Raw genomic sequence first — 12,721 nt, 5'->3', positions numbered from 1 at the left:
CGTGATCTGCAGCACAGTGGGTTTGCGGAATCTGCGGCCGGGTAGCAGTGGCGCTCCGCGTCGCAGTTGGTCTTGTGGCCGGGTGTCGTGATCGGGGACTTGTGGGTGCTGAGCGAGGGTCCGGCTCAGCGCCAGTTCGGCGCGCCGTTCGCCGAGGGTGCCGTCGCCTCGATCTTGGCGCGGATCTCCTGCATCACGGCGATGATCTGCCGCTCGTGCTCGTCCGTGAGCCGTGCCACCGGTACGGAGCAGGAGATCGCGTCCTGCGCGGGTGCGGGCGCGTCGTAGCGCAGTGCGAAGCCGAAGCCGACGATGCCGAGGACACCCTCCTCGCGGTCGGTGGAGTAGCCGCGTTCGCGGGTCGCGGCCAGGTCGGCGGCGAGTGAGGCGCGGTCGGTACGGGTGTTCGGGGTGGCGCGTTCGTAGGGGCCGTCGGGCAGGTCGGTGTCCGGGCGTTCGGCGAGCAGCGCCTTGCCGAGCGCGCCCATGTGCGCGGGCAGCCGTCGGCCCACCCGGCTGATCGTGCGCAGGTACTCATGCGACTCGCGGGTGGCCAGATACGCCACGTCCGCCCCGTCGAGCCGGCCCATGTGGATGGTCTCGCCCAACGCGTCCGACGCCTCGTCGAGATAGGGGCGCACGAGGCGCACGCGCGGGTCGGAGTCCAGGTAGGTCGTGCCGGTGAGCAGGGCGTGGATGCCGATGCCGTAGAGGGAGCCGGTGATGTCCGTACGGACCCAGCCTCTGCCGATCAGCGTCTGCAGCAGGGCGTACATCGAGCTGCGCGGTACGCGGAGCTCGTCGGCGAGCTCCTGCAGCCGCGCCGGCCGGTCGCCGCGCGCGGCCAGCAGCTCCAGCAACTCCACCGTGCGAGCGGCGGACTTCACCTCGCGGACGCCGCGGGCGGGTTCGGACGCCGACGCGGCATCCGAACCGCGCGAGCCGACCCGGGAACGGGCTCGCGGCCCGGCTCCCGGCCCGGTTCCCGTCCGCGCATCCGATCCGGCGCCTGCCCCGGACCCTGGGCGCGCTTCCGGTCCGGCGTCTGTCTCGGATTGCGGGTGCGGTTCCGGTCCGGCGCCTGCCCCGAGCCCCGTGCGCGCTTCCAGTGCGGCGCCTGCCCCGGCCCCCGTGCGCGCTTCCGGCCCGGCGACTGAGCCGGCTGGCCGGTGGACTCCTTCCGACATGCGTCGATCGTAGTCGCGGGCGGCTGGGCGAGGACGGGCGCAGGCGTGGTCGGGGCCGTCAGGCGACTGCGCCCGTCGTCGCAGGCGCTGTGCACTCCGCGTCCGCTCGACCCCGTTGACGGGCCCCGTTCGCATCTCTAGCCTCCATTCTCATGTGCGATTGTCATCTACGTATGGAGATGGCAGGCACCTACACCTCGCCACCGCATTCGACCTCGTAGGAGCCGCCCTGTGACCCCTCCAGCCCGTCCAGTGAACCCCTCCGCGAACCGTGATCTGACCATCAGTGAGGTGCGGCTCACGCCGGTCCTCGTCGCGGACCCGCCGCTGCTGAACACCCAGGGTGTCCACCAGCCCTACACGCCCCGCCTGATCGTGGAGGTCGTGACCGCCGACGGGATCACGGGCGTCGGCGAGACGTACGGCGACGCCAAGTACCTGGAGCTGGCCCGGCCCTACGCCGACCGGCTCGTCGGGCGCCAGGTATCGGACCTCAACGGGCTGTTCACCCTCGCCGACGAGGTCGCCGTGGACGCCGCCCGCGTCGAGGACGCCGTCGACGTCGGTGGCCTGCGCGGCATCCAGACCGCCGACAAGCTGCGGCTGTCCGTCGTGTCCGGCTTCGAGGTGGCCTGCCTCGACGCGCTCGGCAAGGCCCTCGGCCTGCCCGTGCACGCGCTGCTCGGCGGCAAGCTGCGCGACGCCGTCGAGTACAGCGCCTACCTCTTCTACAAGTGGGCCGACCACCCCGCGGGCGTGACGAGCGAGAAGGACGACTGGGGCGAGGCCGTCGACCCCGCCGGGGTCGTCGAGCAGGCCCGCAGGTTCACCGAGCGCTACGGCTTCACGTCCTTCAAGCTCAAGGGCGGTGTCTTCCCGCCGGACGAGGAGATCGCCGCGATCCGCGCGCTCGCCGAGGCCTTCCCCGGCCACCCGCTGCGGCTCGACCCCAACGGCGCCTGGTCCGTGGAGACCTCGCTGAAGGTCGCCGCCGCACTCGGCGACGTGCTCGAATACCTGGAGGACCCGGCCCTCGGCACCGACGCCATGGCCCAGGTCTCCTCGCGGACCTCCATCCCGCTCGCCACCAACATGTGCGTGACCACCTTCGCGGAGATCAAGGAGGCGTTCACGCGCGACGCCGTCCAGGTGGTGCTCTCCGACCACCACTACTGGGGCGGGCTGCGCAACACCCGTGAACTGGCCGCCATCTGCCGCACCTTCGGCGTCGGCGTCTCCATGCACTCCAACACCCATCTCGGGATCAGCCTCGCCGCGATGACCCATGTCGCGTCGACCGTCCCGGGCCTCCACCACGCCTGCGACTCCCACTACCCCTGGCAGTCCGAGGACGTACTCACCGCGCGCATCGCCTTCGAGGGCGGCATGGTGAAGGTCACCGACACCCCCGGCCTCGGTGTCGAACTCGACCGCGGGAAGCTGGCGTTCCTGCACCAGCGGTGGCTCGACGACGACGGCACGATGCGCGACCGCGACGACGCGGCGGCGATGCGTGTCGCCGACCCGGAGTGGAAGGAGCCGGCCATGCCGCGCTGGTAGCGCACCAGCGCACCTCCGGGTGCCGGGCCAGGTGCCGGATGCCGGTCTCGTGACGGCTGCATGACGGGTACGGGTCGTCGGCCCCGGGTTCCGGCACACTTGGCTCACCAGCACCATTCAGGGAGCGTGTCGTGAGCGCGTACGACGGAGAGCCGCAAGGGGCGTACCACGGAGCCCATGTGGACCCGCTTGCCGGGCTGCGTACCACCGACGACCCGCCCTGGGACGTCTATCTCACGGGCACCGTCTTCCTCGACATCGTCTTCACCGGACTCGACTCCGCACCCGAGCGCGGAACCGAGTCCTGGGCGCGGGGGATGGGTTCCAGCCCGGGCGGCGTGGCCAACATGGCGACCGCGCTCGCCCGGCTCGGGCTGCGCACCTCGCTGGCCGCGGCCTTCGGCGACGACCACTACGGCGAGTACTGCTGGGACGCCCTGGACCAGGGCGAGGGCATCGACCTCTCGGCGTCACGCAGGGTGCCGGGCTGGCACTCGCCGGTGACCGTGTCCATGGCGTACGAAGGCGAACGCGCCATGGTGTCCCACGGGCACGAGCCGCCACCGGAGGAGCCCGCTCCGGAATGCCCGCCACGCGCGCGTGCCGCCATCGCCTCGCTCACGCCGGGCAGGCGCGCACCGTGGATCGCCGACGTCGCGAGCGAAGGGACCCTGATCTTCGCAGACGTCGGCTGGGACGACACCGGCCGCTGGGACCTGGCCGGGCTGACGGACCTGGAGCACTGCGAGGCGTTCCTGCCGAACGCCGAGGAGGCCATGCGGTACACGCGTACCGACTGCCCGCGCGCCGCCGCCCACGCCCTCACCGAGTACGTTCCGCTCGCCGTGGTGACCCTCGGTGCCGAGGGTGCGTACGCCGTGGACCGGCGGACGGGTGAGACCGCCGAGGTGCCCGCGATCGAGGTCGAGGCGCTCGACCCGACAGGGGCCGGCGACGTCTTCGTCGCCGGGTTCGTCACCGGGACGCTGGCCGGGTGGCCGCTGGCCGACCGGATCGCCTTCGCGGGGCTGACCGCGGCGCTCTCCGTGCAGGAGTTCGGGGGGTCGCTTTCGGCGCCCGGGTGGGCGGAGATCGCTGCGTGGTGGCGGCGGGTGGGGGCGTATGACGACCAGGATCCTGCGGCGCTGCGGCGGTACGCCTTTCTGGAGGCGTTGCTTCCTGACGTTGCCCGGCCCTGGCCCTTGCGGCGTGCCGTGCCGACGATCGGCTTTCGCGCCGGCCGGTAGTCGTCATTGCCGTACGAGTAGCGGCACCTCGGTCGTGGGCTGTGCCCACCCTCCCCCAGCTACCTCCCCCAGAACTCCGTCGGGAGGTGCCCCCAGCCCCGCGGAACGCCTGCCCACCGCGGGGAGCGGTATGAAAAGGCCTACGGCCATGTCCGTGGACCGTCGTACCCTGGGCAGTGCACAGGCTGCCGAAGCGGCAGGCAGGCGTCCCGCATTGAGGAGGATGAGCAGGCATTCAGAGCCGGCCCATGACTCAGACACCCACAGCTCACACCCCCGCGCAGGGGCAGGCACGAGCGCACTTCACCGTCCCGGCCAAGCACCCGATGGTCACCGTGCTGGGTTCCGGAGACTCCCTCCTGCGCGTGATCGAGAAGGCCTTCCCGGAGACCGACATCCATGTCCGGGGCAATGAGATCAGCGCCGTCGGCGACGCCCACGAGGTCGCCCTCATCCAGCGCCTGTTCGACGAGATGATGCTGGTGCTCCGCACCGGACAGCCGATGACGGAGGACGCAGTGGAACGCTCGATCGCCATGCTCCGCGCGAGCGACAACGGCGAGAGCGCCGACCAGGAGACCCCCTCCGAGGTCCTCACGCAGAACATCCTGTCCTCGCGCGGCCGCACGATCCGCCCCAAGACGCTCAACCAGAAGCGGTACGTCGACGCGATCGACAAGCACACGGTCGTCTTCGGCATCGGCCCCGCCGGTACGGGCAAGACCTATCTCGCCATGGCCAAGGCGGTCCAGGCCCTGCAGTCCAAGCAGGTCAACCGGATCATCCTGACCCGCCCGGCCGTCGAGGCCGGCGAGCGCCTCGGCTTCCTGCCCGGCACGCTCTACGAGAAGATCGACCCGTATCTGCGCCCGTTGTACGACGCGCTGCACGACATGCTCGACCCGGACTCGATCCCCAGGCTGATGGCCGCGGGCACGATCGAGGTCGCGCCGCTCGCGTACATGCGAGGCCGGACGCTCAACGACGCGTTCATCATCCTCGACGAGGCGCAGAACACGAACCCCGAGCAGATGAAGATGTTCCTCACCCGCCTCGGCTTCGACTCGAAGATCGTGATCACGGGTGACGTGACGCAGATCGACCTGCCCGGCGGCACCAAGAGCGGTCTGCGGCAGGTCCGGGAGATCCTCGAGGGCGTCGAGGACGTCCACTTCTCCATGCTCACCTCGACGGACGTCGTACGGCACAAGCTGGTGGGCCGTATCGTCGACGCCTACGAGAAGTACGACCGCCTCAACGGCACCGACCATGGTCCCCATGGCCCCCACGGCCCCCACCAGGGCCGCGCCTCCCGGGGCCAGTGACGGGGTCGGTGACATCCACCAGCAGGAGACCAGCACGACCATGTCGATCGACGTCAACAACGAGTCCGGCACCGAGGTCGACGAGCAGGCGATCCTCGACATCGCCCGCTACGCCCTCACGCGGATGCGCATCCACCCGCTCTCCGAGCTCTCGGTGATCGTCGTGGACGCCGACGCCATGGAGCAGCTGCACATGCAGTGGATGGACCTGCCCGGGCCGACGGATGTCATGTCCTTCCCGATGGACGAGCTGCGCCCGCCGTCGAAGGACGACGAGGAGCCCCCGCAGGGCCTGCTCGGCGACATCGTGCTCTGCCCCGAGGTCGCCGCCAAGCAGGGCCAGGAGGCCGAGACGCAGCACTCCATGGACGAGGAGCTCCAGCTCCTCACCGTCCACGGAGTGCTGCACCTGCTCGGTTACGACCACGAGCAGGCCGACGAGAAGGCCGAGATGTTCGGCCTTCAGGCGGCGATCGTCGACGGCTGGCGGGCGGAGAAGGGCCTGACCGGCCCGTCCCCGGCCCCGACCGTCTCATAGTGCCGTGAGCACCCAACTGATCATCGGCGCCGTCCTGCTGGTCGTCGTCGCCTGGCTCGCCGCCTGCGCGGAGGCGGGCATCGCGCGCGTCTCCAGCTTCCGCGCGGCGGAGGCGGTCCGCAGCGGACGGCGCGGCGCCGCCAAGCTCGCCCAGGTGGCGTCCGATCCCACCCGCTATCTCAACGTCGCGCTGCTCGTGCGTGTGGCCTGCGAGATGGCGGCGGCCGCGATCGTCACGTACGCGTGCCTGACGCAGTTCGACGAGACCTGGGAGGCGCTCACCCTCGCCATCGCGGTGATGGTGCTCGTCTCGTATGTCGCCGTCGGCGTCTCGCCGCGCACCATCGGCCGCCAGCACCCGCTGAACACCGCGACCGCGGCGGCGTACGTACTGGTCCCGCTGGCCCGCATCATGGGCCCCATCCCGTATCTGCTGATCCTCATCGGCAACGCGCTCACGCCGGGCAAGGGCTTCCGGCGCGGCCCGTTCGCCTCCGAGGCAGAGCTGCGCGCACTCGTCGACCTCGCCGAGCAGGAGTCGCTGATCGAGGACGACGAGCGCCGCATGGTGCACTCCGTCTTCGAGCTGGGCGACACCCTCGTACGCGAGGTCATGGTGCCGCGCACGGACCTCGTCGTCATCGAGCGCTTCAAGACGATCCGGCAGGCCCTGACGCTGGCACTGCGTTCCGGCTTCTCGCGCATCCCGGTGACCGGGGAGAGCGAGGACGACATCGTCGGCATCGTGTATCTGAAGGACCTGGCCCGCAAGACGCACATCAGCCGGGACGCCGAGTCGGAGCTGGTGTCGACCGCGATGCGGCCCGCGGCGTTCGTGCCCGACACCAAGAACGCCGGCGACCTGCTGCGCGAGATGCAGCAGGAGCGCAACCACGTCGCCGTCGTCATCGACGAGTACGGCGGCACGGCCGGCATCGTCACCATCGAGGACATCCTCGAGGAGATCGTCGGCGAGATCACCGACGAGTACGACCGCGAGCTGCCGCCCGTGGAGGAACTGGGCGAAAGCCGCTTCCGGGTCACCGCCCGGCTCGACATCGGCGACCTCGGCGAGCTGTACGGCCTGGAGTCCTACGACGACGAGGACGTCGAGACCGTCGGCGGACTGCTCGCCAAGGCGCTCGGGCGCGTCCCCATCGCCGGCGCCTCCGCGCTCGTCGAGCTGCCCGACGGCCGCGAGTTGCGGCTCACGGCCGAGGCCGCCGCGGGCCGCCGGAACAAGATCGTGACGGTCCTCGTGGAGCCGGTGAAGCCGGTCGCCCCCGAGGAGGACGACTCCCCCAGTGCCTCAGGGGCCCGGGAGGTGCCCCCGGCGTGAGCCCGGACGAGCTGCGCGCCTTCTGCCTCGCCTTCAACGCGGCGGTCGAGGAGTTCCCGTTCAATCCGGACACCTCGGTCTTCAAGGTGTGCGGCAAGATGTTCGCGCTGAGCGACCTGAGCGGGCGGCCGCTGACCGTCAACCTCAAGTGCGACCCGGAGGACGCGCTGCGGCTGCGCGCCGATCATCCCGGGCGGATCGTGCCGGGCTGGCACATGAACAAACGCCACTGGAACACGGTGACGGTCGGGCCCCTGCCCGACCGTCTGGTCCGTGACCTGATCGAGGACTCCTACGACCTGGTGGTCGCGGGCCTGCCGCGGGCGGAACGTCTCCGGCTGGACCGGCCGTAGCGGCGCACGCACCCTTATGGTGCCCACGTCCGGTGGCCCGTTGGTCCGCGCCCGCGGAGCGCTTCGTATGCTCGCCACATGACCGAGAGCACTGCGCTTGACCCCGAGGACCGCAAGATCGTCACCCTGGCCCGTTCCGCACGGGCTCGCAACGGTGTGCCCGAGGGGGCGGCCGTGCGTGACGAGACCGGGCGTACGTATGTCGCCGGGACCGTTGCGCTTGAATCGCTGCAGCTGAGTGCGCTGCAGACGGCTGTCGCCATGGCCGTGGCGTCCGGGGCGAAGTCGTTGGAGGCCGCGGCGGTCGTTACCGAGGCGGAGTCCGCGTCGGATGCCGACCTCGCGGCCGTCCGCGATCTTGGCGGGGCCGGGACGCCGGTGCTGGTGGCCGGGACCGACGGGACGGTCCGGGCCACCGTCAGCGCCGTCTGAGGCACCGGTCGGCGGCTCCGCCGCCCTGGTGCCTCCGGCACCACGGGCACTCCCCACGACTGCCCACAGCGGTCGCTACAGCGCGTCCGGGCCCCGTTCCCCCGTCCGGACCCGGACCACCGTGTCCACCGGTACCGCCCAGACCTTGCCGTCGCCGATCTTGCCGGTGCGGGCTGCTCGGAGTACGGCGTCGATGACCGGGTCCGCGTCCGCGTCCTCCACGACCACCTCGATGCGGACCTTGGGGACGAGGTCGACCTGGTACTCGGCGCCCCGGTAGACCTCGGTGTGGCCGCGCTGGCGGCCGTAGCCGCTGGCCTCCGTGACGGTCAGGCCGTGTACGCCGAGCTCCTGGAGCGCGGTCTTCACCTCGTCGAGGCGGTACGGCTTGACGATCGCGGTGATGAGCTTCATGCGGAGGGGCTCCTGTCCTTCGAAGGGGACGTCGGCACGGAGGCCGAGCCGGCCAGGGCCGCTGTCTGCGGGGCAGCGTGGCCCAGAACGCCGTGATCGTAGGCGCTCTCCGCGTGCACTGTCTGGTCCAGGCCCGTCAACTCGTCCTCCGCCGAGGCGCGGAAGCCCATCACCTTGTCGATGGCCTTGCCGATCCCGTACGTCACGAGGAACGTGTACGCCGCCACGACCACCACGGCCACGGCCTGCCTGCCGAGCTGCCCGAGACCGCCGCCGTAGAAGAGGCCCTCCTTGCCGCCCGTCATCGAGGCCGTCGCGAACAGGCCGATGAGCAGCGTGCCGACGACTCCGCCGACGAAGTGCACGCCGACCACGTCCAGCGAGTCGTCGTAGTCGAAGCGGAACTTCCAGGCGACCGCGTACGAGCAGACGACGCCCGCGGCGAGACCGACCACTGCGCCGCCGAGGATGCCGACCGTGCCGCACGCGGGCGTGATCGCCACCAGGCCGGCGACCGCGCCCGAGGCCGCGCCGAAGGTGGTCGGATGGCCGTCGCGGATCTGCTCGACGAGGAGCCACCCGAGGAGACCCGTGCAGCCCGCGACGACGGTGTTGAGGAGCGACGCCGCGGCCAGCCCGTTGGCGCCGAGAGCCGAGCCGCCGTTGAAGCCGAGCCAGCCGAACCAGAGCAGGCCCGCGCCGAGCACCACCATCGGCAGGTTGTGGGGGCGCATCGCGTCCTTCTTGAAGCCGATGCGGGGGCCGAGCACGAGGGCCAGGGCCAGGCCCGACGCTCCGGAGGCGATCTCGACGACCAGTCCGCCGGCGAAGTCGAGGGCACCGAGGGAGTTGGCGATCCAGCCGTCCGGGCCCCACACCCAGTGCGCGACGGGAACGTATACGAGCAGCGTCCACACCGGCACGAAGACCAGCCAGGCCGCGAACCTCGTGCGGTCCGCGATCGCGCCGCTGATCAGTGCCGCGGTGATGATCGCGAAGGTGAGCTGGAAGGTGGTGAAGAGGAGCGTCGGGACGGTGCCGGTGACACTGTCCGGGCCGATGCCCGCCATGCCGAGGTGGTCGAGACCGCCGATGATCCCGGCGAACGTGTCGTCGCCGAAGGCGAGGGAGTAGCCCGCGACCAGCCATACGACCGTGACCAGCGCGATCGACACGAAACTCATCATCAGCATGTTGAGGACGCTCTTCGTGCGGACCATGCCGCCGTAGAAGAGGGCAAGCCCGGGCGTCATGAGCAGGACGAGCGCGGTGGAGGCGAGCAGCCAGGCGGTGTCGCCTGTGTCGATGCTAGCCGCGGCCAGGGTCGGGGGAGGCAAGAGGGTCTCTCCTCGGGGATGCGGTGGGGGGACGTCGGCGACGGAGAGCCTCACCGGCACACGTTTCGCAATGGGTGCCTTCGCGTTTCTGGCATGTTTCGTGTTGCGCGAGAGTTTCCGGAACCTCACCGCGAAACCGCGGAGCCCGGCTGCGCACGACTGCGGCGCCCGGCTGCCTACGACCGCGCTGTACGACGGCGGAGCACGGCTCTGTACGACGGCGGAGCACGGCTCTGTACGACGGCGGAGCTCGGCTCTGCAGGACGACGGAGCTCGGCTCTGTACGACCGCGGTGCCCGGCTGTGTGCGGCCGGGCCTGGATGATCAGGGAGAATGGGCGCCATGAGCGTTCGCACCCCTGCATCCGAGGCATCCGAGCCGTCCGAGGCCATCCATCGGTCCGGCTTCGCCTGTTTCGTCGGCCGCCCCAACGCCGGCAAGTCCACGCTGACGAACGCTCTGGTCGGTCAGAAGGTGGCGATCACCTCGAACCGGCCGCAGACGACGCGGCACACGGTGCGCGGCATCGTGCACCGGCCCGACGCCCAGCTGGTGCTGGTCGACACTCCGGGCCTGCACAAACCGCGCACGCTGCTCGGCGAGCGCCTCAACGACGTCGTACGCACCACGTGGGCCGAGGTCGACGTGATCGGCTTCTGTCTGCCGGCGAACGAGAAGATCGGCCCCGGTGACCGCTTCATCGCCAAGGAGCTCGCGGGGATCAAGAAGACCCCCAAGGTCGCGGTCGTGACCAAGACCGACCTGGTCGACTCGAAGGCACTCGCGGAACAGCTCATCGCGATCGACCAGATGGGCAAGGACCTCGGCATCGAGTGGGCGGAGATCGTCCCGGTGTCGGCGGTGGGCGACAAGCAGGTGCAGCTGCTGGCCGATCTGCTCGTGCCGCTCCTGCCCGAGGGTCCGACGCTCTACCCGGAGGGCGACCTGACCGACGAGCCGGAGCAGGTCATGGTGGCCGAACTCATCCGTGAGGCCGCGCTCGAGGGCGTACGGGACGAGCTGCCGCACTCGATCGCGGTCGTCGTCGAGGAGATGCTGCCGCGCGAGGACCGCCCCGCGGACAAGCCGCTGCTCGACATCCACGCCAACCTGTTCATCGAGCGCCCCAGCCAGAAGGGCATCGTCATCGGCCCCAAGGGCAAGCGCCTGAAGGAGGTCGGCATCAAGTCGCGCAAGCAGATCGAGGCCCTGCTCGGCACGCCCGTGTTCCTTGACTTGCACGTCAAGGTCGCGAAGGACTGGCAGCGGGACCCGAAGCAGCTGCGGCGGCTCGGCTTCTGAGCTGCCCTCCAGCGCTACGCCCCCTCCTTCAGCACCCTCCTGATCAGTTCCCGCTGGTCTTCCGTCAGGTGCGGGTCTGCGCAGTGCACGGTGCGGTCGCCGACCGTGATCTCGTAGCTGAAGCCGTCCGGCACCCCGACCGATGGCGTGCCCCGGCCGGCGGCCAGGGCCCGCTCGGCCAGGGAACGCCACTCCTCGGCGTCGACCCGTCCGCTGACGTCCACCTCGGCCTGCCGCTCGATGCCGGCGAATCCGCCGGTGCGCGTGACGTGGATACGCATGGGTCCTGTCTAGTACGGCGGCGGCTCAGGCAGTAGTGGCCACGGCAGCGGCCACCCCGACCCGCTCCCACGCCTTGAGCACGGCCTGCCGCTCCTCGCCCTCGCCGTACCGGCTCGCCGCCGCCGCGACCGTCAGCCGCGCGAAGTCGGTGAACTGCGCCTGCGAGTCCAGTTCGCCGCCTGTCAGCACGTCGTACCAGATCTGCCCCGCCCGCTCCCAGGCGTTGCCGCCCAGCGCGTCTGCGACCAGGTAGAAGGCGTGGTTGGGGATGCCGGAGTTGATGTGGACACCGCCGTTGTCGCGGCCCGTGCGGACATAGCCGTCCATCGTCGCGGGCTGCGGATCCTTGCCGAGCACATCGTCGTCGTAGGCCGTGCCGGGCTCCTTCATGGAGCGCAGGGCCTTGCCGGTGACGCGGGGCGCCAGCAGGCCCGCGCCGATCAGCCAGTCGGCGTCGTCGGCGGTCTGACCGAGGGTGTACTGCTTGATCAGCGAGCCGAAGACGTCCGAGAAGTGTTCGTTCAGCGCGCCCGGCTGCCCGAAGTACGTCAGGTTCGCGGTGTACTGCGTGACGCCGTGCGTCAGCTCGTGGCCGATGACGTCGACGGGGATGGTGAAGTCGAGGAAGATCTCGCCGTCACCGTCGCCGAACACCATCTGCTCGCCGTTCCAGAAGGCGTTGTTGTAGTCCTCGTCGTAGTGGACCGTCGCGTTCAGCGGCAGGCCACCGCCGTCGATCGAATTGCGCGCGTAGGCGCTCAGGAACAGCTCGAAGGTCGCGCCGAGACCGGCGTACGCGCGGTTGACCGTCGCGTCGTTGCCGGGTTCGTCGCCCTCGCCGCGGACCTTGCGGCCGGGCAGCTCGGTGCCGTGACCGGCGTCGTGGATCGTGCGGTGCGGCTTCCCGGGTGCAGCCTCACCGGGCGGGGCCACCGAGGGTGTGCCGAGCACCGTGGTCAAACGTCGGTGCGTGCGCTCGAAGGCGTCTCGCTCCAGGGTGCGGCGGGCGGGCCCGGCGAGCGCGGGGTCCCCGTGCCGGGCGAGGGTGTCCAGGATGTGGGGCGGGACGATGGTGCAGAAGACGGGCTCGAAGCCTGTCGGGTGGGGGGTCATGGCGTTGGCGGTCATGGCGTGCAATGTGGCACCGGGTGATGCGGTTGTCACTAACTGCAACAGTGATTGCTGAAATAGAGTGACAGATCACCTCCTGCCCGTTACCGGCCGACGATCCCGCATACTGATACGGGCCCCGCAGACAGCGCTGTCTCGGCTAGGCTGCGGAGCATCATGCGTTTCGGGCTGCTTCTCCTTAGCTGCCGCGGCGAGGGCCTGTAGTCGATAGGCCGACCCCCTCCCCGCGGAGTTCGGTGTTGCGCTTCGACCCGTCGGCCGTCCCCCGCGGACC

13 protein-coding genes are annotated in these 12,721 nt (G+C 70.5%); 8 read left to right on the top strand and 5 right to left on the bottom strand.

From position 1 onward, the window contains the following. Positions 1 to 125 precede the first annotated feature (125 nt). Positions 126 to 887: an IclR family transcriptional regulator gene (locus ACSMXV_RS15415; RefSeq protein ID WP_473178182.1), complete on the bottom strand. Its 762-nt coding sequence runs from the start codon at positions 885 to 887 to the stop codon at positions 126 to 128. A 552-nt stretch (positions 888 to 1,439) separates the two neighbouring features. Between ACSMXV_RS15415 and ACSMXV_RS15410 the strand changes: the two genes are divergently transcribed. From ACSMXV_RS15410 to ACSMXV_RS15380, 7 genes are all read left to right on the top strand, one after another. Further along, positions 1,440 to 2,747: a glucarate dehydratase family protein gene (locus tag ACSMXV_RS15410; RefSeq protein WP_473178953.1), complete on the top strand. Its 1,308-nt coding sequence runs from the start codon at positions 1,440 to 1,442 to the stop codon at positions 2,745 to 2,747. A 131-nt stretch (positions 2,748 to 2,878) separates the two neighbouring features. Next, positions 2,879 to 3,994, top strand: coding sequence for a carbohydrate kinase family protein (locus ACSMXV_RS15405; protein WP_473178181.1), 1,116 nt, complete (start codon positions 2,879 to 2,881; stop codon positions 3,992 to 3,994). Positions 3,995 to 4,242: 248 nt separating this feature from the next. Continuing rightward, on the top strand, positions 4,243 to 5,319 hold the full coding sequence (locus ACSMXV_RS15400) for a PhoH family protein (protein ID WP_473178180.1): 1,077 nt from the start codon (positions 4,243 to 4,245) through the stop codon (positions 5,317 to 5,319). A gap of 40 nt (positions 5,320 to 5,359) precedes the next feature. Beyond that, entirely contained in the window at positions 5,360 to 5,857 is a 498-nt protein-coding gene (gene ybeY / locus ACSMXV_RS15395; RefSeq protein ID WP_473178952.1) for an rRNA maturation RNase YbeY, read from the top strand. A 4-nt stretch (positions 5,858 to 5,861) separates the two neighbouring features. Further along, the gene (locus tag ACSMXV_RS15390; protein WP_473178179.1) at positions 5,862 to 7,196 is read left to right on the top strand and encodes a hemolysin family protein; all 1,335 of its coding nucleotides are present in this window, start codon (positions 5,862 to 5,864) and stop codon (positions 7,194 to 7,196) included. After that, entirely contained in the window at positions 7,193 to 7,549 is a 357-nt protein-coding gene (locus ACSMXV_RS15385; RefSeq protein WP_473178178.1) for an MmcQ/YjbR family DNA-binding protein, read from the top strand. The genes ACSMXV_RS15390 and ACSMXV_RS15385 overlap by 4 nt, the downstream gene beginning before the upstream one ends. 78 nt (positions 7,550 to 7,627) lie before the next feature. Then, positions 7,628 to 7,981: a cytidine deaminase gene (locus ACSMXV_RS15380; RefSeq protein WP_473178177.1), complete on the top strand. Its 354-nt coding sequence runs from the start codon at positions 7,628 to 7,630 to the stop codon at positions 7,979 to 7,981. A 75-nt stretch (positions 7,982 to 8,056) separates the two neighbouring features. Here ACSMXV_RS15380 and ACSMXV_RS15375 read toward each other — a convergent pair whose 3' ends face one another. Both ACSMXV_RS15375 and ACSMXV_RS15370 read right to left on the bottom strand, forming a co-directional pair. Then, the gene (locus ACSMXV_RS15375; RefSeq protein WP_181660107.1) at positions 8,057 to 8,395 is read right to left on the bottom strand and encodes a P-II family nitrogen regulator; all 339 of its coding nucleotides are present in this window, start codon (positions 8,393 to 8,395) and stop codon (positions 8,057 to 8,059) included. Beyond that, complete coding sequence (locus tag ACSMXV_RS15370) at positions 8,392 to 9,732, bottom strand: ammonium transporter (protein ID WP_473178176.1); 1,341 nt, start codon at positions 9,730 to 9,732, stop codon at positions 8,392 to 8,394. The genes ACSMXV_RS15375 and ACSMXV_RS15370 overlap by 4 nt, the downstream gene beginning before the upstream one ends. A gap of 342 nt (positions 9,733 to 10,074) precedes the next feature. Here ACSMXV_RS15370 and era point away from each other — a divergent pair, with 342 nt between their 5' ends. Further along, a complete protein-coding gene (gene era / locus ACSMXV_RS15365; RefSeq protein ID WP_473178175.1) occupies positions 10,075 to 11,034 on the top strand; it encodes a GTPase Era in 960 nt (319 codons plus the stop codon). Between the two features lie 14 nt (positions 11,035 to 11,048). Here era and ACSMXV_RS15360 read toward each other — a convergent pair whose 3' ends face one another. Next, a complete protein-coding gene (locus tag ACSMXV_RS15360; protein WP_473178174.1) occupies positions 11,049 to 11,315 on the bottom strand; it encodes a protealysin inhibitor emfourin in 267 nt (88 codons plus the stop codon). 25 nt (positions 11,316 to 11,340) lie between these two features. Beyond that, entirely contained in the window at positions 11,341 to 12,429 is a 1,089-nt protein-coding gene (locus tag ACSMXV_RS15355) for a M4 family metallopeptidase (RefSeq protein ID WP_473178951.1), read from the bottom strand. Positions 12,430 to 12,721: the final 292 nt, after the last annotated feature.

The sequence above is a fragment of the Streptomyces sp. DSM 42067 genome, from assembly GCF_055792885.1.
Note: the sequence above shows the minus strand (reverse complement) of the source record. Positions and strands in the feature narration are given on the sequence as shown.

What these genes read in the sequence shown, in the direction of transcription:
- ACSMXV_RS15400 (WP_473178180.1), top strand. Translation starts at nt 4,243, where the DNA reads ATGACTCAGACACCCACAGCTCACACCCCCGCGCAGGGGCAGGCACGA.
- ACSMXV_RS15360 (WP_473178174.1), bottom strand. Translation starts at nt 11,315, where the DNA reads ATGCGTATCCACGTCACGCGCACCGGCGGATTCGCCGGCATCGAGCGG.
- ACSMXV_RS15375 (WP_181660107.1), bottom strand. Translation starts at nt 8,395, where the DNA reads ATGAAGCTCATCACCGCGATCGTCAAGCCGTACCGCCTCGACGAGGTG.
- ybeY (WP_473178952.1), top strand. Translation starts at nt 5,360, where the DNA reads ATGTCGATCGACGTCAACAACGAGTCCGGCACCGAGGTCGACGAGCAG.
- era (WP_473178175.1), top strand. Translation starts at nt 10,075, where the DNA reads ATGAGCGTTCGCACCCCTGCATCCGAGGCATCCGAGCCGTCCGAGGCC.
- ACSMXV_RS15380 (WP_473178177.1), top strand. Translation starts at nt 7,628, where the DNA reads ATGACCGAGAGCACTGCGCTTGACCCCGAGGACCGCAAGATCGTCACC.
- ACSMXV_RS15355 (WP_473178951.1), bottom strand. Translation starts at nt 12,429, where the DNA reads ATGACCCCCCACCCGACAGGCTTCGAGCCCGTCTTCTGCACCATCGTC.